Annotated in this window: 23 protein-coding genes; 14 read left to right on the top strand and 9 right to left on the bottom strand. The window is 60.9% G+C overall.

Going from position 1 to position 19,483, the window contains the following annotated elements; all coding sequences use genetic code 11:
• Positions 1 to 10: 10 nt before the first annotated feature.
• Positions 11 to 826, bottom strand: a complete 816-nt coding sequence (gene ccsB, locus KP004_RS01200; protein ID WP_216800579.1) for a c-type cytochrome biogenesis protein CcsB — start codon at positions 824 to 826, stop codon at positions 11 to 13.
• Positions 823 to 1,497, bottom strand: coding sequence for a precorrin-2 dehydrogenase/sirohydrochlorin ferrochelatase family protein (locus KP004_RS01195; RefSeq protein WP_216800578.1), 675 nt, complete (start codon positions 1,495 to 1,497; stop codon positions 823 to 825). Before KP004_RS01195 ends, ccsB begins: the two co-directional genes overlap by 4 nt.
• A 223-nt stretch (positions 1,498 to 1,720) precedes the next feature.
• On the opposite strand from KP004_RS01195, the gene trxA reads away from it, so the two are divergent.
• The 4 genes from trxA to KP004_RS01175 all read left to right on the top strand — a co-directional run bounded on the left by trxA (position 1,721) and on the right by KP004_RS01175 (position 3,620).
• Positions 1,721 to 2,050, top strand: coding sequence for a thioredoxin (gene trxA, locus KP004_RS01190; protein ID WP_199396653.1), 330 nt, complete (start codon positions 1,721 to 1,723; stop codon positions 2,048 to 2,050).
• A 13-nt stretch (positions 2,051 to 2,063) separates the two neighbouring features.
• Complete coding sequence (locus KP004_RS01185; RefSeq protein WP_239026893.1) at positions 2,064 to 2,576, top strand: TlpA family protein disulfide reductase; 513 nt, start codon at positions 2,064 to 2,066, stop codon at positions 2,574 to 2,576.
• Positions 2,577 to 2,809: 233 nt separating this feature from the next.
• Complete coding sequence (locus KP004_RS01180) at positions 2,810 to 3,049, top strand: hypothetical protein (protein WP_216800576.1); 240 nt, start codon at positions 2,810 to 2,812, stop codon at positions 3,047 to 3,049.
• A 343-nt stretch (positions 3,050 to 3,392) separates the two neighbouring features.
• Complete coding sequence (locus KP004_RS01175; protein ID WP_216800575.1) at positions 3,393 to 3,620, top strand: hypothetical protein; 228 nt, start codon at positions 3,393 to 3,395, stop codon at positions 3,618 to 3,620.
• A gap of 58 nt (positions 3,621 to 3,678) precedes the next feature.
• On the opposite strand, the gene KP004_RS01170 is transcribed toward KP004_RS01175, so the two are convergent.
• Positions 3,679 to 4,596 (bottom strand): AraC family transcriptional regulator, encoded by a 918-nt coding sequence (locus KP004_RS01170; protein WP_216800574.1) that lies wholly within the window; start codon positions 4,594 to 4,596, stop codon positions 3,679 to 3,681.
• 311 nt (positions 4,597 to 4,907) lie between these two features.
• On the opposite strand from KP004_RS01170, the gene KP004_RS01165 reads away from it, so the two are divergent.
• From KP004_RS01165 to KP004_RS01145, 5 genes are all read left to right on the top strand, one after another.
• Complete coding sequence (locus KP004_RS01165; RefSeq protein WP_216800573.1) at positions 4,908 to 5,918, top strand: aldo/keto reductase; 1,011 nt, start codon at positions 4,908 to 4,910, stop codon at positions 5,916 to 5,918.
• Positions 5,919 to 5,939: 21 nt separating this feature from the next.
• Positions 5,940 to 6,998: an NAD(P)-dependent alcohol dehydrogenase gene (locus tag KP004_RS01160; protein ID WP_216800572.1), complete on the top strand. Its 1,059-nt coding sequence runs from the start codon at positions 5,940 to 5,942 to the stop codon at positions 6,996 to 6,998.
• 258 nt (positions 6,999 to 7,256) lie between these two features.
• On the top strand, positions 7,257 to 8,282 hold the full coding sequence (locus KP004_RS01155; protein WP_239026892.1) for an MBL fold metallo-hydrolase: 1,026 nt from the start codon (positions 7,257 to 7,259) through the stop codon (positions 8,280 to 8,282).
• 181 nt (positions 8,283 to 8,463) lie between these two features.
• Complete coding sequence (locus KP004_RS01150; protein ID WP_216800570.1) at positions 8,464 to 8,985, top strand: flavodoxin; 522 nt, start codon at positions 8,464 to 8,466, stop codon at positions 8,983 to 8,985.
• 21 nt (positions 8,986 to 9,006) lie between these two features.
• Positions 9,007 to 9,336, top strand: coding sequence for a carboxymuconolactone decarboxylase family protein (locus KP004_RS01145; protein WP_216800569.1), 330 nt, complete (start codon positions 9,007 to 9,009; stop codon positions 9,334 to 9,336).
• A 181-nt stretch (positions 9,337 to 9,517) separates the two neighbouring features.
• Here KP004_RS01145 and lipA read toward each other — a convergent pair whose 3' ends face one another.
• The 6 genes from lipA to gcvT form a co-directional block, all read right to left on the bottom strand.
• Entirely contained in the window at positions 9,518 to 10,402 is an 885-nt protein-coding gene (gene lipA / locus KP004_RS01140; protein ID WP_216800568.1) for a lipoyl synthase, read from the bottom strand.
• Between the two features lie 152 nt (positions 10,403 to 10,554).
• Entirely contained in the window at positions 10,555 to 11,355 is an 801-nt protein-coding gene (locus KP004_RS01135) for a lipoate--protein ligase family protein (protein ID WP_216800567.1), read from the bottom strand.
• Positions 11,356 to 11,588: 233 nt separating this feature from the next.
• Positions 11,589 to 13,028 (bottom strand): aminomethyl-transferring glycine dehydrogenase subunit GcvPB, encoded by a 1,440-nt coding sequence (gene gcvPB / locus KP004_RS01130; protein ID WP_216800566.1) that lies wholly within the window; start codon positions 13,026 to 13,028, stop codon positions 11,589 to 11,591.
• Positions 13,019 to 14,356, bottom strand: coding sequence for an aminomethyl-transferring glycine dehydrogenase subunit GcvPA (gene gcvPA / locus KP004_RS01125; RefSeq protein ID WP_216800565.1), 1,338 nt, complete (start codon positions 14,354 to 14,356; stop codon positions 13,019 to 13,021). Before gcvPA ends, gcvPB begins: the two co-directional genes overlap by 10 nt.
• Position 14,357: 1 nt before the next feature.
• Positions 14,358 to 14,729: a glycine cleavage system protein GcvH gene (gene gcvH, locus KP004_RS01120; RefSeq protein WP_216800564.1), complete on the bottom strand. Its 372-nt coding sequence runs from the start codon at positions 14,727 to 14,729 to the stop codon at positions 14,358 to 14,360.
• Positions 14,730 to 14,847: 118 nt separating this feature from the next.
• Positions 14,848 to 15,939 (bottom strand): glycine cleavage system aminomethyltransferase GcvT, encoded by a 1,092-nt coding sequence (gene gcvT / locus KP004_RS01115; RefSeq protein ID WP_216800563.1) that lies wholly within the window; start codon positions 15,937 to 15,939, stop codon positions 14,848 to 14,850.
• A gap of 144 nt (positions 15,940 to 16,083) precedes the next feature.
• Between gcvT and KP004_RS01110 the strand changes: the two genes are divergently transcribed.
• The 5 genes from KP004_RS01110 (at position 16,084) to KP004_RS01090 (ending at position 19,436) form a co-directional block, all read left to right on the top strand.
• Positions 16,084 to 16,422, top strand: coding sequence for a hypothetical protein (locus tag KP004_RS01110; protein WP_216800562.1), 339 nt, complete (start codon positions 16,084 to 16,086; stop codon positions 16,420 to 16,422).
• A gap of 5 nt (positions 16,423 to 16,427) precedes the next feature.
• Positions 16,428 to 17,411 carry a 2-hydroxyacyl-CoA dehydratase family protein gene (locus KP004_RS01105; protein WP_216800561.1) on the top strand — a complete coding sequence of 328 codons (984 nt, stop codon included), beginning with the start codon at positions 16,428 to 16,430 and terminating at the stop codon, positions 17,409 to 17,411.
• A 140-nt stretch (positions 17,412 to 17,551) separates the two neighbouring features.
• Positions 17,552 to 18,328, top strand: a complete 777-nt coding sequence (locus KP004_RS01100; RefSeq protein ID WP_216800560.1) for an acyl-CoA dehydratase activase — start codon at positions 17,552 to 17,554, stop codon at positions 18,326 to 18,328.
• Positions 18,329 to 18,558: 230 nt separating this feature from the next.
• A complete protein-coding gene (locus tag KP004_RS01095; RefSeq protein ID WP_216800559.1) occupies positions 18,559 to 18,855 on the top strand; it encodes a cytochrome C in 297 nt (98 codons plus the stop codon).
• The gene (locus tag KP004_RS01090) at positions 18,855 to 19,436 is read left to right on the top strand and encodes a putative metallopeptidase (protein WP_216800558.1); all 582 of its coding nucleotides are present in this window, start codon (positions 18,855 to 18,857) and stop codon (positions 19,434 to 19,436) included. The genes KP004_RS01095 and KP004_RS01090 overlap by 1 nt, the downstream gene beginning before the upstream one ends.
• Positions 19,437 to 19,483 lie beyond the last annotated feature (47 nt).

The raw sequence follows: 19,483 nt of genomic DNA, 5'->3' as shown, positions 1-19,483 counted from the left end.
GAAATCCCTCTTACTTATAGCTGTGCAGCCCCGGCAGCAACAGGTTTACGCCGAGGAAGGTGAAGAGCATGATGACGAAGCCGAAGATGGAGAGCATCGCGGCTTTCCTGCCGCGCCAGCCGGTGGTGAGCCTGCCGTGCAGCAGCGCGGCGTAGATGAACCAGGTGATCAGCGACCAGGTCTCCTTGGGATCCCAGCTCCAATAGGTGCCCCAGGCCGTTTCGGCCCAGATGGCGCCGGAGATGATGGCAAAGGTAAGCAGCGGGAAACCGAAGGTGAGGCAGCGGTAGCTGATGTCGTCCAGGACGTCCAGCGACGGCAGTTTCTGGAACATGGAGCCCAGCTTGCGCGTTTTAAGGAAATGCGACTGGATCAGGTACATGATGCTGACGCCGAAGGAAATGGCGAAGGCGGCGTAGCCCAGGAAGGCCATGATGGTATGGACCGCGAGCCATTTGCTCTTCAGGGCCGGATTCAAAGGCGGAATGATGGTCGAGAAGGAGGCGGAAATCGCCATGATCAAGAGAGCCACCGGCATCATGAACGAGCCGAGGATGCTGATCTTGTAACGCCTTTCCAGCAGCAGGAAGATGCCCACCACCGAGAGGCTGAAGAAGGAAAGCGATTCGTGCAGGTTGGTGATCGGGGTGTGCCCGGCCTCGAGGAAGCGGTTCAAGGTGAAACCGCAGTGCACGAGGAAGCCGGCCAGGGTGAGCCAGAGGGCGGTTTTGCCCAGGGATTCCTTCGGTTTGAGCAAGTAGATCAGGTAGACCGCGGTGACGACCGCGTAGATGACCAGGGTGCTGTTGAAGAGCAAGGCGTTCATGAAGGGTCCTCTTTTCCTGCCCCTACCGAGCCCGGTGTGGCCCCGGCAGCGGAGAGCTTCAGGAGTATCTGGTCTATGGCATCTCTCTGCCCGTTTTTGATTAGCGCGGGTAGATCCAGCGCGGCAAGCTCGGCAAAAACCGTGTCATTGTATGCGTTCCCCACCTTTTCAGTCAATAGCTTTTCACGGAGGGCATTTAAAAGGGCAACCGCCTCACCGTATTCAGGACCGAACTGGGACCTCAGTCGTTCAACGATCCGTTTTGACAGAGAAGGGCTCGCTCCACCTGTCGAGACGGTTATCAGGAGGTCCCCCTGCTCGAGAACGGCAGGTGTCACGAAGTCGCCGTCGTCCGGCAGATCCACGCAATCGACCAGTATGTTCAGTTCGCGCGCCTCCCGGGCCACCTCACGATTGACGGCAGGTTCGCTGGTAGCGGCGAAGGCGAGAGTGGCGCCGGCAAGGTCCCCGCACCGGTAATTCCGACACAGATGCACGATGCGCCCCTGCGCGGCAAAAGCGGCGAGCGATTCCTCGACGGCGGGGGCCACGACGGTGACGCGCGCACCGGCATCGACAAGCCGTGCCGCCTTGCGGGCCGCCACCTTGCCGCCACCCACCACTACCACCAGTCGCCCCTTCAGGTTCAGGTTTATCGGGTAATGTCGCACGAGCACTCCTGAGCGCCCCGCGAGACCTGGGGATCGGATGTTTATCCCGGGGCGGCCGCCCCAATATGAGCCTATCCCTGCGCCCTGTCAATGCTGAATACATGAACGATGCAGAGGGGTTTGCAGACTTTAGTTGTCTCTCACCAAGGGGGCATTTACTCCTTGCTTTTTTTAACCGCTCCTTTATAGTAGAACTCACTTTTTTATTAAAGGAGATGGTTCCATGGCCAGCGAAAACGTACATACCTTTACCGACGACAACTTTGAGAAGGAAGTCCTGCAGTCCGACATCCCGGTGCTGGTAGACTTCTGGGCCACCTGGTGCGCCCCGTGCAAAGCGATCGCTCCCCTCATCGATACCGTGGCGTCCGAATATGAAGGACGCGTTAAAGTAGGCAAAGTCAACGTTGACGACAACCCGGCTACCCCCGGCAAGTACGGCGTGCGCGGGATCCCCACCGTAATCCTGATCAAGGACGGCAAGGTGCTTGACCAGGTCGTCGGCGCCATCCCCAAAGCCCAGCTGGAGGCCCTGATCAATAAGGCTCTGTAAAATGAAAAAGCAGATGCAGTTGAAGAAATACCTGTTGAGAATCACCCCGTTCGCGCTGGCAGCCCAACTGCTGTTCATCCAGCCGGCAGCCGCCATACTGCAGAAAGGGGACCCCGCTCCGCCGATCAAGCTGACCACGACTTCCGGCCAGCCGATCTCCTTGAACAACTACAAGGGTTACGTCCTGGTGATGGACTTCTTCGCCACCTGGTGCATCCCCTGTAAGGAGGCCATCCCCCACCTGAACTCGCTGAAGGCCAAGTACGGCAAGCAGGGACTGCAGGTACTGGGAGTCAGCGTCGATGAAGGAAGCGACCGCGACGTCAAGAACTTCATCAACGAACGCAGGATCAGTTACCCGGTCGCCATAGCAGGCGAGGAGATGCAGACCGAATACGGACTGCGCTCCATCCCCACCGTCTTCGTGATCAACAAGAAAGGCGTGGTCGTGGAAAGGTTCCAGGGCTTCTCCGACCAGACCGCGAAAGCGATGGAAGACACCATCAAGAGGCTGCTCGCCGAATAGGCGCTGTCAGCCGCACGTAGAAAAACAAGAGCGGCTCTTCGTTGCGATACCATCACGGTAGTCGCTGCGAAGCAGCCGCTCTTTTCGTTACTGTCCCCGCCTTACTCCCGCAGATACTAGGCCCGCTGATAGTTGGGGCGCACATCTCCCCATCCGCCACATTGACTTTCTCTAACGACATGGCACGATTCGTGGGTACTTTTTCCCGACCACATCAACAGAGGGGGTTATCCATGAAACTGAGAGCAACGGGGATAATTGGACAGGACGACGATGGCCACATAGTCCTCGAGTTGAAGAAAGGCCAGGATGTCGGTGTGATCAAGAGCCACGTGGGGGAGGAGGTCGAAATGGTAATCCTCACCAAGGAAGCAGCGGCGCAACCCCGGGAGCCGGCTGCTTCACAAAAGGATTCTGAAGAGCTCAGCATCTGCGCAAAGCCGGGGTACTGGAACATCGAAGATCAGCAATGATCCTTAGCCGCGGCCGCCCACTGAGCCCACGCTTCTCTTCCTCGGAAAGCCGGAAGATGCTTCAGCCGAAAAAGGCATCATCCTTTCGGCGAAAGGTGCAAACCGTTTAGCGAAGGTCATCACCGTTTGGTTGATGACCTTCGCACTTTAGGTGATGACCTTCGCACTTTAGGTGATGACCTTCGCACTTTGGGTGATGACCTTCGCACTTTAGGTGATGACCTTCGCACTTTGGGTGATGACCTTCGCACTTTGGGTGATGACCTTCGCACTTTAGGTCATGACCTTCGCACTTTAGGTGATGACCTTCGCACTTTGGGTGATGACCTTCGCACTTTAGGTCATGACCTTCGCACTTTGGGTGATGACCTTCGCACTTTGGGTGATGACCTTCGCACTTTGGGTGATGACCTTCGCACTTTGGGTGATGACCTTCGCACTTTGGGTGATGACCTTCGCACTTTGGGTGATGACCTTCGCACTTTGGGTGATGACCTTCGCACTTTGGGTGATGACCTTCGCACTTTGGGTGATGACCTTCGCACTTTGGGTGATGACCTTCGCACTTTAGGTGATGGTCTTCCCACTTTAGGTGAAGGGCCCGGGGATGCGCCAGCAGGATGGGCGGGTCACGCCGAGACAGAGGTGGTCAGGTCACCGCTAGCCATGCGGCGCAGGTGGGTGATGTCCCGCAACGGCGGTGTTCCGAACAGGCGGCTGTATTCGCGGCTGAACTGGGAGGCGCTCTCGTAGCCGACGTTGAAGGCGGCCGTGGTGGCATCTACGCGCTCGGTCAGCATCTGGCGCCGAGCCTCGTTCAGACGCAGCATTTTCTGGTACTGCAACGGGCTCATGGCGGTCAGCGTCCGGAAGTGGTGATGGAAGGTCGAAGTGCTCATGTTGACCTTGGTGGCCAGATCGTCGATGCGTAACGGGCTGGAGAAATTGCCCTTCAGCCAGTCGATGGCCCGGGCGATCTGCTGACTCTGGCTTCCCGCCGAAGCCATCTGGCGCAGGCGCGCCCCCTGGTCTCCCACCAGCAGCCGGTAAATGATCTCCCGCTGGATCATCGGTGCGAGGATGGGAATATCCTTCTCCTCCCCAAGCAGGTCGATCAGGCGCTGGAAGGCGCTCAGAAGAGGCAAGTTCACCTCGCCTACCGCCATGCCGCGGCTGGATTGCTGCGTGCGGGGCTGGGGAAGGTTGCTGTCCAGCATCAGTTGCGAGACCTCGCGCAGGTCGAGCATCAGCCTCAGGCCAAGGTACGGCTTCTCCGGGCTTGCCTCGATGATCTGCACCACCGTGGGCAGATGCACCGACGTAATCAGAAAGTGATTGGCGTCGTAGGTCAGGGTTTCATCGCCCAGTTGCACGCGTTTGGCACCCTGGGCCACCAGGCAGACACTCGGCTCGTACATGCCGCTCGTGGGCTCGGTGACTTCTTCCCTCTTGAACAACGACAGACCGGGGATCGGCGTCTCGAACAACTCTTCGCGTTCGGTCCATCGGGCAACGCTCCACCTCAAAGTTTCAATTGCGTTTTCCATTGCGCAGACCTCCAACCATCAGCCCAAACCAGCTGTTTTAACAACCTTTTGACACGACTCATCCTACCCAAGCTCCAAACTCATTACAACATTTTTTGCAGCATCCGGAGGATCAGGCAAAAATCAGACAGGATCGGTCTACCAATGTTTCCTTGATAGGAGCTACGATCTGATCATCTTCAGCGGGACACGAACCATGACCCGGCTGGAGCATAGAGCACGATGCGATAGAATTTGCCGGTATGCCGACTCTCACAGCACCGGTCCCTACTGCATCAACTACCACACAAGTCAGTTAAAGGAGACCAGCAATGCAAAAGCGTAAACTGGGAAACAGCGGCCTGGAAGTTTCCGCCCTTGGCCTTGGTTGCATGGGGATGAGCTTCTCGTATGGCCCTCCCAAGGATAAGCAGGAGATGATCACCCTGCTGAGGACGGCTGTTGAACGCGGCGTCACCTTCTTCGATACCGCCGAGGTCTACGGCCCGTTCACCAACGAGGAACTGGTCGGCGAGGCGCTTGCCCCCGTGCGGGACCGGGTGGTGATCGCGACCAAGTTCGGTTTCGACATCGCCCCCGGCAAGGACCCCAGGGGCATGAAGGGCGCCACGCCGGCGCTGAACAGCCGCCCGGAGCATATCAAAGAAGTCGCCGAAGCCTCCCTGAAGCGGCTCAGGACCGACGTGATCGACCTCTTCTACCAGCACCGGGTCGACCCGGACGTGCCTATCGAAGAGGTGGCGGGAGCGGTGCAGCAACTGATCCAGGAGGGGAAGGTGAAGCACTTCGGCCTCTCCGAGGCGGGCGTAAAGACCATCCGCCGCGCTCACGCCGTGCAGCCGGTCGCCGCTTTGCAGAACGAATACTCGCTGTGGTGGCGTCGCCCCGAGGCGGAGATCCTGCCCACGCTTGAAGAACTCGGCATCGGCCTCGTCGCCTACAGCCCGCTCGGCAAAGGCTTCTTGACCGGGAAAATCGACGCCGGCACCACCTTCGACAGCACCGACTTCCGCACCACCCTCCCCCGCTTCACCCCCGAGGCACGACAGGCGAACCAGGCCCTGGTGGACCTCTTGGGGGAGATCGCGGCTCAGAAGAAAGCCACACCCGCGCAGATCGCCCTCGCCTGGCTGCTCGCGCAAAAGCCGTGGATCGTGCCCATCCCGGGAACGACGAAACTGGAGCGCTTGGACGAGAACAACGGCGCGGTCGACATCACCCTGAGCTCCGACGACCTGCGCCAAATCGACACCGCCGCCGCGAAGATACACGTGGAGGGGGACCGTTACCCCGAGATGCTGGAAAAGCTCACCAACAGGTAACAAAAAACAGGAGGATCAACCATGTATAAGGCAAAAGCATATTCCGCCGCCAGCGCGACTGCCCCGCTGGCATCGACCACCATTCAGCGCCGCGAGCCGACCGACCGCGACGTCCAGATCGAAATCCTTTTCTGCGGCATCTGCCACTCCGACCTGCACACCGTGCGCGACGAGTGGAACAGCGTCATGCCCACCATCTATCCCTGCGTGCCGGGACACGAGATCGTGGGACGCGTCACCAAGGTCGGTTCCGCGGTCACCAAGTTCAAGCCGGGCGACTTGGCGGGGGTCGGCTGCCTGGTCGATTCCGACCACAGCTGCCCGAGTTGCGAGGCAAACCTGGAGCAGTTCTGCACCAACGCGACCTTCACCTACAACTCCCCTGACAAGCACCTGGGTGGGGTAACCTACGGCGGCTACTCGGACAGCATCGTGGTCGACGAGCACTTCGTGCTGCGCGTCCCCACCAACCTGAACCTGGCAGGCGTCGCACCGCTTCTCTGCGCCGGAATCACCACCTACTCCCCCATCCACCGCTGGGGCGACATCAAGGGCAAGAAGGTCGGCGTGGTAGGTTTGGGCGGCCTCGGCCACATGGGAGTCAAATTCGCGAAGGGATTCGGCGCCCACGTCGTGGTCTTCACCACCTCGCCCGGCAAGAAAGAGGACGCCCTGCGCCTGGGCGCCGACGAGGTGATCATCTCCACCGATGCGGAGCAGATGAAGCAGCACGCGGGGACTTTCAACTTCATCCTCGACACCATCGCCGCCGACCACGACTTGAACGCCTATATCCACATGCTCGCGCTGGAAGGGAACATCACCCTGGTCGGCGCGCCGGACAAGCCGCTCGCCCTTTCCTCCTTCGCGCTTCTCTTCGGCCGGCGCAGCGTTTCCGGCTCGCTCATCGGCGGACTCGCTGAAACCCAGGAGATGCTCGACTTCTGCGGGCAGCACAACATCACCTCCGACGTGGAGGTGATCCCGATCCAGAGGGTGAACGAGGCCTACGAAAGACTGGTCAAGTCGGACGTGAAGTACCGCTTCTCCATCGACATGGCGTCGCTGAAAGCGGAATAAGTTCGCCTGAATGTCCCCCTCCCGTCAAGGGAGGGGGGGCAGCAAGGCAGCTTCCCACAAAGTCCGAAAGCTCCAAAAATATACGCCACCGGCGCGGCCGCCTCGGGCCGGTGGCTCCACTGGGAACAAATGAACCTGAAGCGTAAAATAATCACGGTAGTGGTTGTCGGAGGCTTAACAGTCATGACAGTAGGTAGCGGCGGCGGAGTCGGCCATGAGAGGTCGACGGAAGCCGCCAAAGAAACAACAGGAGACGTAATGACCACCGGAGGAGTGCTCGAATCAACCCGCGTCATGTGGAATTTCTTCTTCAACAAACCTGCCGACACCCGTCCTAAAGGGGCAATCCCGGTCCACAAGCTGTCCCGCGAAGCACTGCTCGCCGCGCCCGACAACACCGCCTTCAGGATCGGCCATTCCACCGTGCTCCTGAAGCTGCAGGATGCCTTCTGGCTCACCGACCCGATGTTCTCCGACCGGGCGTCACCGGTACAGTGGGCGGGTCCGCTGCGATTCCACCAGACGCCGATCAGCATCGAGGAATTACCTCCCCTCAAGGCCGTGATCATCTCTCATGACCACTACGACCACCTCGACCGCGATTCCATCGTCAAGTTGGCGGGCAAGACGGAGCACTTCCTGGTGCCGATCGGCGTGGGCGACATCATAACGGGCTGGGGTGTCCCCGCCGCCAAGGTCCGACAGTTGAACTGGTGGCAGTCGACGCAGGTGGACGACATCCGCCTGGTCGCCACTCCCTGCAGGCACTTCTCCGGCCGCGGCCTCTTCAACAAGAACCAGACCCTGCAGAACTCCTGGACCATCCTCGCTCCCGGCTTCCGGGTATTTTTCAGTGGGGACTCCGGCTATTTCCACGGTTTCAAACGGATCGGCGAACAGTACGGCCCCTTCGACCTCACCCTCCTCGAGGCCGGAGCCTACAACGTGAACTGGGCGGGGGTGCACATGATGCCGGAAGAAACCGTGCAGGCACACCTCGACCTCAGGGGAAAACGGATGTTGCCGATCCACAACGGCACCTTCGACCTATCTATGCACGCGTGGCGCGAACCGTTCGACAGGATCCTCTCCCTAGCGAAGGCATGCAACATCGAGGTGGCCATGCCGGTTATGGGCGAACCGGTCTACTCATCAGCAGCCACCCAGGACAGGCCGTGGTGGGCGGCGGTCGCTGCGGACCCGGCGCTGATCGCGGCAAAATCCAAACCATTGGCCACGCTTGCGGGCCGTAGCGCTCAGCGCGTAGGCTCGGAGAAAATCTGAGGAAATCTGGGCAAATCCCCCCTGCCCCCCTTTATCAAGGGGGGGACGTGAGGGCTTGTGCAGCGCTTCGTGGGCAACGGCTGCCGGGGGACTGGCTCCGTAAGATGCCTGTCCCCTTAGGACTCCCCTTTAGTGCCTGACGGAGCTGATAAACAAAAAGCAGTACAGAGAGGATGTTTTGATGAGCAATGAAAGCAACAAGGCGAGCTTTGAGGGGTGGAAGGTGCTGACCGTCTACTTCTCGCATTCAGGTAACACCAGGGAATGTGCCCGGCAGATCAACCGGATGGTGGGTGGCGACCTGCTCGAACTGATACCGGCACAACCATATCCTCAAGATTACGACACAGTCGTGAACCAGGCGAAGCGGGAACTGCGGACGGGGCACCGGCCGGAGCTGAAGACAAAGGGTACCGGCGTCGCCAACTACGACGTCGTGTTCGTAGGCTCCCCGAACTGGTGGAACACGGTAGCACCGCCGGTCATGACATACTTGGCTGGACACGATTTCGGCGATAAGGCCATCGTGCCGTTCATCACCCATGAAGGCACCGGCTTAGGGCAAAGCGCGCGGGACATCAGGGATCTCTGTCCCGGCGCTACGGTCCTCGAAGGACTTGCCATTCGCGGCGGCGAGGTCAACCGGGCCGGGCAGAAACTATCGGACTGGCTACGCAAACTCGGTATTGCCGAGGCGGCATAATGAGCCGCACAGGAGGACACAATGGCAAAACCTGAAGCAGCAAAAGGGATGAGCGATCTGGAGGCGGTGGCCCCGGACTTTGCCAGGCTGACCAAGGATTTCCTGTTCGGGGAGATCTGGGAGCGGCCGGAGTTGTCGCCGCGGGACAAGAGCCTGATCACGGTTACGTGCCTGGTGGCGCTGAACCGGATCGAGCAGGTGGAATTTCATCTCAAGAAGGGACTGGAGAACGGGCTGACCAAGGAAGAGCTGGTGGCGGCGATCACGCATATCGCGTTCTATGCCGGTTGGCCTACGGCAGCATCGGGTTTCGCCCATTTGAAGAACGTGCTGGATTCACTGGGGGAATAAGCGCCACAAGATCCCCCCGCCCCCACCTCGTGAAGGTTTATCCGCGAAGTCCAGCGACGCCTATCTGCTGTTCACAAAAGCGCTGCACGTGAACTCGCGTCCTCCCCTTTGCGAAGGGGGGAACCTTAGGCCTTTTGCAGCGCTTCGGGAGGGACGGGAACGCTCCTTTCTGCTCAGCATCCTAAGGGGACAGGCACCCGGCGGAGCCAGTCCCCTCGCCCCTTTCCCCGTACCTCTCGGCCATGTACGAACTCCGAACGTAGGGGGCGCTCTCGACGTGGAGAAGGCCGGCGGCAAGGGCCTGCTGCTTTAGCCGGTCGAAGCGCTCCGGCTCGATAAACTGCTGCACCGGGTAGTGCTGCCGGCTGGGAGCGAGATACTGGCCGAGACTCAGATAGCTGCAGCCGACCTCCACCAGATCACTGAACACGGCGAGCAGTTCGTTCTCCTCTTCACCCAGCCCGAGCATCAATCCCGATTTGGTCTTCAGTTCCGGTTCCAGCCTGTGCGCATTGGCCAGAAGCTGCAAGGATCTCCGGTAATCGGCGCCCGAACGGATCGCATACAGCCTCGGCACCGTCTCAAGGTTGTGCCCCAAGATGTCCGGCGCGCTCGCCAACACCGTCTTAAGCGCCTCCAGATCCCCCTGGAAATCCGGAATCAACAGTTCGATCTTCGTTGCGGGGGAGGCATGGCGGATGGCGGCGACCGTCTCGGCGTACTGCCGGGCACCGCCGTCGGCGAGGTCGTCACGGGTAGGGCTGGTGATCACTACGTGGGAGAGCTTCAGACGGCACACGGCCTCGGCTACCGCGACCGGCTCGCCCTGCTCCGGCGGCAGGGGCACTTCCTTCGAGACTGAGCAGAAGGAGCAAAGCCGCGTGCAGGCACGCCCGAGGATCAGGAACGTCGCCTGCCTCTGCCGGAAACACTCGGTGATGTTGGGGCAGCGGGCCTGCTGACAGACGGTGTTGAGGTTTAGTTCCCTCAGCATTCCTTCCATCTCGGCGTGTGCGGCCGGGTTCACTTTCTTTTGCAGCCATTCCGGCTTGCGCAAAACTTCCATTCCACCCCCAAAACCGTCCACATCCCCTCTCCCTCCGGGAGAGGGTCAGGGTGAGGGAGTTGCCAAAGGCAACATTACGGTAGTTGCCAGAGCCCTCACCCGCCCTTCGGGCACCCTCTCCCAGGGGGAGAGGGGACTCGCATCGTTTACCTTTAGCTCCGCCCCTCGATGGTCCAACTCGGGCAGCGGTACTTGTGCTGCTCCAGCTTTCCCGCGGTCACCAGCTCCTGTTCGGTCGGCGGCTCCGGGAGCAGTTCCACCCCCATGCGCTCCTGGAACGACTCGACCAGCAGACGCTTCAGTTGGTCCGGTTCCGGGGTGTGCCCCAGTTCCGCCAGGCTCACGGAACGTGCCGCGCCGGGTGCCGGTTCTTTGAGGTAACGCATTCCCTGCTGCACCCTGTTTTCCAGCGGGATCGAGCCATGTTGCAGGATTGCACCCGACAGGCGGCGCTGGGCGTTGCCGCCGATCTTGCGGTCGCGCACGACCACGTCGAACTCCTCCTTGCCGGCAAAGCAGAAGGATGTCCGCTCTCCCAGCCGCTCCTCGCCCGGATTGCAGTCTACGGCGAAGCGGGCATCGAGCCCCAGGCGCTGGTAGGTGCCGAGCAGGAAGCCGCAGAGTTTGCGAAAGCCGTCCTTGACCCCGGTCCGGTCGCCCAGATGTTCCGGAGCGCAGACCACGCTGTAGGTCACCTCCGCCGTGTGGTAGATGATGCCGCCGCCGGTCATGCGGCGTACCACCGGCACCCCTTCATCCTGGCAAAGACCGAGATCCAGTGCGACCGCCGCGTTCTGGTAGCGGCCCACGGAAAGCGTTGCAGGGGTCCAGCCGTACAGGCGCAGGACCGGCCGGGTGGGATCGTTCTGGAAACAGTTGAGCAGCGCCTCGTCCAGGGCCATGTTGGCGGGGCCTTCCAGCGGTCCCGTATCTATCAATCGCCACTTACACATCAAAACCTCTAGACCATTGGCCACGGAGAAAATCTGAGGAAATCTGAGAAATACAAAAGACTTTTAGGGGTACAGCAAAAGCAGAAACAGTGGCCACACATCCGCTGCTTCGCTTTAGCCATGGATGGCTGCATCCTGTAGCCTTTCCGTAAAGTTCTTTCTCCGCTTTTGTCTTTCCTCAGATGTTCTCAGATTTTCTCCGTGGCCAATGGTTTTGCCTTTGCTTTTTGGTTTTATTCGCAGCACACCTGCTGCATCCTCGCCGCGCGGGTCTCGTCGAGGCGTCCGACCGGGGTGGTCACCGGCGCCTGGTGCAGCCGCTCCGGATTCTCCCTGGCCAGCCGCGCCGCTTCCAGCATCACCTCGATGAAGGCATCCATGGTCTGCTTGCTCTCGGTCTCGGTCGGCTCGATCATGATCGCCTCCTTGACGTTGAGCGGGAAGTACACGGTCGGCGGATGGAAGCCCCGGTCGATCAGGTACTTCGCCACGTCGATGGCGTGCACGCCGCTTTGCACCTGCCGGCTCGCTGAAAAGACGCATTCGTGCATGCAGGTCTGGTCGAAGGGAAGGTCGTACTCTTCCTTGAGCCTCGCCATCATGTAGTTGGCGTTGAGGACCGCCTGCTCGCTCACTTCGATCAGCCCCTCGCGCCCCAAAAGCGTGATGTAGGCGTAGGCGCGCATCATGATGGCGAAGTTGCCGAAGAAGTCGGAGACGCGCCCGATCCCTTCGGGATGGTCTTCCACGGCGTAGCTGCCGTCGTCCCGGCGCACAACGCGCGGGGTGGGGAGAAAACGGACCAGGTCGCCACGCACCCCGATCGGGCCGCTCCCGGGGCCGCCTCCGCCGTGCGGGGTGCCGAAGGTCTTGTGCAGGTTGACGTGGATGACGTCGAAGCCGACGTCCCCCGGCCGGACCTTGCCCAATATGGCGTTGAGGTTGGCGCCGTCGTAGTAGGTGAGCGCGCCCCCCTCGTGGGCGATGGCACAGATCTCGGCTATGTGCGGGTTGAAGAGCCCCAGGGTGTTGGGGCAGGTCAGCATCACCGCCGCCACCTCGTCGTTCATCGCCTGCCGGAACAGGTCGAGGTCCATGTCGCCGTAAGGGGCGGTCGGAACGGTCACGATCTCGTAGCCGGCCATGGCGGCGCTGGCCGGGTTGGTGCCGTGCGAGGAGTCCGGGACGATGACGTATTTCCGCTTTTCATCGCCGCGCGCCTTGTGGTAGGCGGCGATCACCATGATGCCGGTCATCTCGCCGTGGGCGCCGGCCAGTGGCTGGGTGGTCACCTCCTCCATGCCGGTGATCTCGGCCAGCTGGCGCTCCAGTTCGTGAATGACGGCAAGCGGTCCCTGCACCAGCTTGTCCCCTCCGGGAAGCAGCGCCAGCATGGGATGGCAGGAGGCGAAGAGCCCGCCGACATTCTCGGTCACCTTGGTGTTGTACTTCATGGTGCAGGAGCCCAGCGGGTAGAAATTGGTATCGACTGAGAAGTTCCTGCGCGAGAGGTTGGTGTAGTGGCGCACCAGATCCAGTTCGCCCACCTCGGGCAGGCGCACCGGCTCCTTGCGCGTCAGCTCGTCCGGCAGTGGCGCCGCGGTGGGAACGTCGCTCAACGGGACCCTGACGCCGGTGCGTCCGGAGACGGATTTCTCGAAGATCAGCTCCATAACACCTCCTCAAGCAGCGCCGCCAGGCGATCGATCTCTTCCTTGGTCCGCTTTTCGGTCACGGTCACCACCAGCGCCCGCTCCATGCCGGGGTAGTACTGTCCCAGCGGCACTCCCGCCGCCACGCCCTTGTCGAGCAGCCGTTGTACCACTTCGGCCGCGTCCTTGGGAAGGGCCACGGTGAACTCGTTGAAGGTGGCGCCGGGGTTGAGCAGGTCCACCCCGCGCACCGCGCCGAGTACCGACTTGGCGTACTGCGCCTTGTCGTAGTTCAAAAGGCCCAGATCTTCGAACCCCTTTTTCCCGAGGGCGGCGCAGAAGATGAGGCCGCGCAGGGCACACAGGCTCTGGTTGCTGCAGATGTTGGAGGTGGCCTTGTGCCTCTTGATGTGCTGCTCGCGCGCCTGCAGGGTGAGCACGAACCCGCGCCGCCCCTGGTGATCGATGGTCTCGCCGGCGATGCGGCCGGGGAGGTTCCTGATGAAGCGCTTGCGGGTGGCGATGAAGCCGAAGTATGGACCGCCGAAGGAGACGTGGTTGCCCAGGCTTTGCCCCTCGCCTACCGCGATGTCCGCTCCCATCTCGCCGGGGCTGGCCACGAGTCCCAGGGCGATGGGGTAGCAGGAGACGACCAGGAGCGCCTCGTGGTCGTGCGCCTTCTGCGCCAGCTCCCTGAAGTCCTGCACCGACCCGAAGAAGTTGGGGCTTTGCACGATCACCGCGGCGGTCTCGTCATCGATGGAGGCCATCAGGCGGGCAAGGTCGGAGGCGCAGCCGTCCGGCGCCACCACTACCGCTTCCGCCGACAGCCCGTGCAGATACCCCGTCACGATCTCCCGGTGCAACGGGTTCACGGACGCGTCGAGGACGACCTTGTGCCGGTCGGTGATGCGCAGCGACATGAGCGCGGCCTCCGCCACCGCGGTGCCGCCGTCGTAGAGCGAGGCGTTGGACGCCTCCAGCCCGGTCAGGCGGCAGATGGCGGATTGGTATTCGTAGAGCGCCTGGAGTGTCCCCTGCGCGCATTCGGGTTGGTACGGGGTGTAGGCGGTGTAGAACTCGGCGCGGGAGGCGAGGTGGTCGACGGCGGCGGGGATGAAGTGGTCGTAGATGCCCCCGCCGATGAAGGGGGTGATGTCGGCGCCGCAGGCGGCGGCCTTCTCCCTCATGAGCCGCATGAGCTCCAACTCGGACATGCCCGGCGGGAGGTCGAATGATTTGGCGCGCAGTTCCGGGGGGATCGGGGCGAAGAGCTCCTGCACGCTGGCCGCGCCGATCACCGCCAGCATGTCCCGGATGTCATCCGGCGTGTTTGGGCAGTATCCCATGTCACAGTCCTTTCAGGTATTCTTCATAGGCCGCGGCATCCATGAGCGCGCCAAGTTCGGCTTCATTGACCCCTTCGAGTTTGCAGATCCATCCCTGCGACTCGGCCCCCTGGTTCACCAGCTCCGGTGCTTCGTCCAGCGCCTGGTTCACCTCGGTCACCTTGCCCGAAACCGGCGCGTAGATGTCGCTTGCCGCCTTGACCGACTCGATCGCCGACAGGGCATCGAACTGCTTGACGTTCTTGCCGATTTTGGGAAGGTCGACGTAGGTGATGTCCCCCAGCTCGTGAGCCGCGTGTTCGCTGATCCCCACCGTCGCCTGCGCCCCCGCCATCTCGACCCACTCGTGCTCCTTGGTGTAGAACTTTGTCATGGTGCGACCTCCGTTTATTGGATGAAAAACAAAACGCACAGGGATAAAGGGGATAAAAGGGATAACCGCTAGAGACATGTCTTTATCCCCTGTATCCCTTTTATCCATGTTAATGATTTCAGCTTCTGAGCGACCCTCCGGTGTAGAAGGGAAGCTCTACCACCTGGGCTTCCATTTCCACCTTTTCATTCCTGATGGTGAGCCGCGTCCCCAGCGCCGCGGCCTCGGGCTTGACCAGCCCCAACCCGATGCCGCAGGAGAGCATGGGGGAGAAGGCGCCGCTGGTGACCACACCGACCTCCTCCCCTCCCTGCAGGATCTGGTAGAAGTGACGCGGCGCGCGGCGTGAGTCCACCTTGAAGGCGACCTTCATGCGGGGCGAGCCCTGTTCCGACTCCCGCTCCAAAGCCGGCTTGCCCACGAATTCCTTGTTCATGTTCACAAACGAGGAGAGCCCGGCGGTCAAAGGCGTGATGGTCTCGTCGAGGTCGTTGCCGTAGAGGGAATATCCCATCTCCAGCCGCAGCAGATCGCGGGCGCCCAGCCCGGCCGGCGCTACCCGGGGATCTTCGAGCAGCAGACGCCACAGCTCCGCCACCCGGTCCGCCGGGAAGAAGATCTCGTAGCCGAGTTCACCGGTATAGCCGGTCCGGCTGACGATGGCATCGCTCCCGAGGATGCTGGTCTTGATGAACTTGAAGAAGGGGATGTCCCTGATCTGGGCCCCGAAACGCTCCACCATGATCTCGCGGGAGAGCGGACCCTGCAGGTCCACCTTTCCGGTGCGGGCGGAGATGTCGGTGAGGGAGGCGGGATTCTTGAGCCGCGAGCGGATCACGGCGAAATCGTTGTCGGTGGTGGCGGCGTTGACCACGATCATCGCCTCGTCCTCGCCCAGTCGGAACACGATGAGGTCGTCGATCACCCCTGCGGCGTCGTTGAGCAGAAAGCCGTAGCGCGAGCGCCCCACGGGGATGGAATTGACCGAGAAGGTGAAGACGTCCTCCAGCCCGTCCGCAACCACGTCTCCCTTGAAGAGGAACTCACCCATGTGGCAGATGTCGAAGAGTGCGGCCTTCTCACGGCACCACTTGTGCTCGGCGATGATCCCGGAGTACTGGATCGGCATCAGCCATCCGCCGAAGGGCGCCATCAGCGCCTTGAGGTTCTCATGGTCCGCACGCAGCGGGGTTGACTTGAGCTCTTCCATACCAGGACTCCTTTCACTGAGAACAATTAGTGTCTATCCATTCAAGACAAAAACCGGCTGCAATGCCCCCCAACCACCCTATCTCTTTAACTTCTTGCTAAATTCGCCGATATGAATATAATCTAGCCTTTGTTAGGAGAACCAATGGACAGCTCTGAGCTCTTACAGAAAACTGCGGAAAGGCTTTCACCGTTCGAGACGGCCCACTTGGTAGACTTCGTCCGGCACCTGACCGTGAAAAGCGCACTCTCCAATCCCTGGATTGTCTGCGGCTTCCTGATCATCGCCTTCTACGCGGTGGTGGTGCGGTCGAAGTTCGTGCTGGCGGCTCTCTTCACAACCATTTCTTTACTGCTACTGATTCGCTACACCATGCCGGCGGAAGGCGACTCCCTGAACGTCTCCTCGACACTTCCCTTCGCCTTCGGCGGTCTCGCCATCGGTGCATTCCTCATCTACCTATTTTTCATCAAGACGGAGTAGAACTTTTGCGCAGAGTAGGCTTTACCACCACCATCCCGCTGGAAGTACTGGTCGCGGCGGGAGTGGTTCCCATCGATCTCAACAACGTCTTCATCACCCATCCCGAAAAGACCTCACTGATAGAAGATGCCGAGCTTACCGGCTTCCCCCGCAACGTCTGCGCCTGGATCAAGGGTATCTACGGCGCTGTGGTCGCCAGCGGCGTGAAGGAGATGATCGCCGTCACGGAAGGGGACTGCAGCTACACCAAGGCCCTCATGGAAGTTCTTTCGCTGAACGGGGTACGGGTTTATCCCTTCGCCTACCCGGCGGGCCGCGAAGCCGCGCCGCTCAAGGCGGAGATCGAAAAGCTGATGTCCTTTTTCGGCGTCAGTTGGGCCGAGGTGGACGAGGCGAAAAAACGCCTGGACCGCATCAGGGCAAAGGTGCACGAGATCGACCGCCTCAGTTGGCAGGAGAACCGGGTGACCGGGGAGGAAAACCACTACTTCCAGGTCTGCACCTCGGACATGAATGGCGACCTCGATGCCTTCGAGGCCGAGGTGGACGCCTTCCTGGCGCAGGCGGCGCAGAGGCCTGAGCGCAGGGAGCGGATCAGGCTCGCCTACCTCGGGGTGCCCCCGATCGTTTCCGGGCTGTACGACTTCGTGGAGCAGGTGGGTGCCCGCGTCGTCTTCAACGAAACCCAGCGGCAGTTCTCCATGCCGTACGGTATCCAGGACCTCGTGGAGCAGTACCGCGCCTACAGCTACCCGTACGACATCTTCCACCGGATCGGCGATATCAGCCGGGAGTTGGAGAAACGCAAGGTGGACGGGGTAATCCACTATGTGCAATCCTTCTGCTTCAGACAGATCGAGGACATGGTGCTCAGAAAGAGCATCAAACTCCCGATTCTGACGCTCGAAGGTGACAAACCGGGTGATATCGATGCCAGGACCAAGATCAGGCTGGAAGGGTTTCTGGAACTGTTCGATGAACGCGGCTGACAGTCCCTCGGCTGTGCCAAACCCGTGACAAAATATACAATGGCCTCTGCAATTGGCAAGCAGCGCCACAAGATAAAACCGCGCCCGATAGTTCCGGATAAGCATGGCAGCGGCAGGCAGTGACAGGAGAACAGATTCAGGTGTCAGACACGTTGAGAATAGGAATCGATCTGGGAAGCAGGAAGGCGAAGTTCGCCCTGATGCGCGGCAACGAAATCGTCAGGCTGGCGGACCTTGATACCATCGCCTTCTACAAGAAGTACGGCAGCATCGTGAACGACGAGCTGTCGCTCGACCTGCTGGGAAGCGGCATCTTCAGCGCAGAGGAACTGGCCGAGGCGCAGATCACGGTGACGGGCTATGGCCGTAACAGCATCAACCTGCATGGCGCGCGGGTCATCTCCGAGATCAAGGCCCACGTCGCCGGCGCGCGCACCCAGACCGGGCTTGCCGACTTCACCCTGTTGGACATGGGAGGCCAGGACACCAAGGTGGCCCAGGTGGTGGCGGGGCGGCTCACCGACTTCGTCATGAACGACAAGTGCGCCGCCTCCAGCGGCCGCTACCTGGAAAACATGGCCGCGGTCCTCGAGGTGAGCCTGGACGAGCTCTCCTCGCACGCGGAGGAACCGGTGGCGCTGGACGCCACCTGCGGCATCTTCGGCGAGAGCGAGCTGATCGGGCAGATCCTGCGCGGCTATCCCGTCTCCAGGCTCTGCGCCGGCGTCAACCTGACCCTCGTGAAGCGGGTGATGCCTATGCTGAAGCGCTTTCCCTCCGACACCCTGGTCATCACCGGCGGCGTCGCGCTGAACAGCGCCATGGTGAACCTGCTGAGGGCGCAGTGCGGCATGGAGATCGTGATACCCAAGCACCCGCAGCACAACGGCGCCATCGGCTGCGCGGTCAACCCTTAAAAACCGATTTGCGGCTTTGCGTTACATGCTTCAAAGCCTCAACGCAAAGACGCGGAGGCGCTAAGGCGCAAGGAAAAGCAGGTACGTTTCAAACCACAACCGAATTCCCAATTTGTTCTTTCTCTTTGCGCCTTGGCGCCTTTGCGTTAAAAGCTCTTCTAACAATTTCGCTTGAATTTTCCCTGCGGCCCGTTTAACCTCGCCGCTTAGATTTGATCCTTGGAGGGCACATGAAAATCGGCAAGAAAGACTGGATCTTCATCGGCATCATAGCTGCCGTGTTCATCATCTTCTACGTCATTTCCGGCGAGGAAAAAACCAAGCGCGTCCCCCTGGACGACACCCACAAACCCTCCTACGAGCTGTTCAAGAAGACCGGCAGCAAGATGGAGGCGGACAAAGGGTGCCCGGCCTGCCACAACACCGCTCCCGGCGGCGTACCCTTCCCCGCCAAACACCCCGTGAAACCCAAGGACGGGCCGATGCGCTGCCTGTTCTGCCACAAGTTGAAGTTAGCCGGAGTGTAATGACCACGCTGAACCTGACCGGGGAGTTGGAGCGGCTGATCTACGACATCACCCTCCGCTCCCCGGAACTGCACCACATCATCCCCGAGAAGCTGCTGGTCTGCGTCTCCTCCGGCAGAACCACCCGCGGCGGAAGCCTCGCCAAGATCCACCCGCTGCGCTTTGCCGGCGGCGAGAGGTCCGTCAAGGCCCGGCGCGGCAGACGCAACGTTCTCTGCACCATGCCCAGCATCACCCACCGCGGCGAGGAGATGCTCTACGTCATCTATTTCCTGGTCCCCCGCTTCCTGGAACTCTCCTTCCGCGAAAAGATGATCACCATCTTCCACGAGCTGTACCACATCTCACCGGCCTGCGACGGCGACATCCGCCGCTTCCCGGGCCGCAACTACGCCCACGGCTCCTCGACCAAGAACTACAACCTCCTCATGGGGCAACTGGTGGACCGCTACCTGGCAGGGATCCCGGACCGCTCCGCACTCGCCTTCCTGGAGGGGAACCTGGCGGCGCTGCGCTCGCGGCACAGCGCCATCGTGGCCAGGCGCCTGCAGGCCCCGCGCATCAGCATCACGCCGGCGTGAGCCTTAGCCGTTTCTTGACTTTTCCTCTATAAAACTATAACTTGACA

Origin of the sequence: Geomonas oryzisoli (genome assembly GCF_018986915.1) — a bacterium.
GTDB lineage: Bacteria > Desulfobacterota > Desulfuromonadia > Geobacterales > Geobacteraceae > Geomonas > Geomonas oryzisoli.
The sequence above is the reverse complement of the archived record's forward strand: the minus strand, read 5'-3'. Positions and strand labels throughout refer to the sequence as shown.

What these genes read in the sequence shown, in the direction of transcription:
- KP004_RS01150 (WP_216800570.1), top strand. Translation starts at nt 8,464, where the DNA reads ATGAGCAATGAAAGCAACAAGGCGAGCTTTGAGGGGTGGAAGGTGCTG.
- KP004_RS01135 (WP_216800567.1), bottom strand. Translation starts at nt 11,355, where the DNA reads ATGTGTAAGTGGCGATTGATAGATACGGGACCGCTGGAAGGCCCCGCC.
- KP004_RS01145 (WP_216800569.1), top strand. Translation starts at nt 9,007, where the DNA reads ATGGCAAAACCTGAAGCAGCAAAAGGGATGAGCGATCTGGAGGCGGTG.
- KP004_RS01160 (WP_216800572.1), top strand. Translation starts at nt 5,940, where the DNA reads ATGTATAAGGCAAAAGCATATTCCGCCGCCAGCGCGACTGCCCCGCTG.
- KP004_RS01175 (WP_216800575.1), top strand. Translation starts at nt 3,393, where the DNA reads ATGACCTTCGCACTTTGGGTGATGACCTTCGCACTTTGGGTGATGACC.
- gcvH (WP_216800564.1), bottom strand. Translation starts at nt 14,729, where the DNA reads ATGACAAAGTTCTACACCAAGGAGCACGAGTGGGTCGAGATGGCGGGG.
- KP004_RS01165 (WP_216800573.1), top strand. Translation starts at nt 4,908, where the DNA reads ATGCAAAAGCGTAAACTGGGAAACAGCGGCCTGGAAGTTTCCGCCCTT.
- KP004_RS01110 (WP_216800562.1), top strand. Translation starts at nt 16,084, where the DNA reads ATGGACAGCTCTGAGCTCTTACAGAAAACTGCGGAAAGGCTTTCACCG.
- gcvPB (WP_216800566.1), bottom strand. Translation starts at nt 13,028, where the DNA reads ATGGAGCTGATCTTCGAGAAATCCGTCTCCGGACGCACCGGCGTCAGG.
- gcvT (WP_216800563.1), bottom strand. Translation starts at nt 15,939, where the DNA reads ATGGAAGAGCTCAAGTCAACCCCGCTGCGTGCGGACCATGAGAACCTC.
- KP004_RS01170 (WP_216800574.1), bottom strand. Translation starts at nt 4,596, where the DNA reads ATGGAAAACGCAATTGAAACTTTGAGGTGGAGCGTTGCCCGATGGACC.
- KP004_RS01180 (WP_216800576.1), top strand. Translation starts at nt 2,810, where the DNA reads ATGAAACTGAGAGCAACGGGGATAATTGGACAGGACGACGATGGCCAC.
- KP004_RS01090 (WP_216800558.1), top strand. Translation starts at nt 18,855, where the DNA reads ATGACCACGCTGAACCTGACCGGGGAGTTGGAGCGGCTGATCTACGAC.
- gcvPA (WP_216800565.1), bottom strand. Translation starts at nt 14,356, where the DNA reads ATGGGATACTGCCCAAACACGCCGGATGACATCCGGGACATGCTGGCG.
- lipA (WP_216800568.1), bottom strand. Translation starts at nt 10,402, where the DNA reads ATGGAAGTTTTGCGCAAGCCGGAATGGCTGCAAAAGAAAGTGAACCCG.
- KP004_RS01155 (WP_239026892.1), top strand. Translation starts at nt 7,257, where the DNA reads ATGACCACCGGAGGAGTGCTCGAATCAACCCGCGTCATGTGGAATTTC.
- trxA (WP_199396653.1), top strand. Translation starts at nt 1,721, where the DNA reads ATGGCCAGCGAAAACGTACATACCTTTACCGACGACAACTTTGAGAAG.
- KP004_RS01185 (WP_239026893.1), top strand. Translation starts at nt 2,064, where the DNA reads ATGCAGTTGAAGAAATACCTGTTGAGAATCACCCCGTTCGCGCTGGCA.
- ccsB (WP_216800579.1), bottom strand. Translation starts at nt 826, where the DNA reads ATGAACGCCTTGCTCTTCAACAGCACCCTGGTCATCTACGCGGTCGTC.
- KP004_RS01095 (WP_216800559.1), top strand. Translation starts at nt 18,559, where the DNA reads ATGAAAATCGGCAAGAAAGACTGGATCTTCATCGGCATCATAGCTGCC.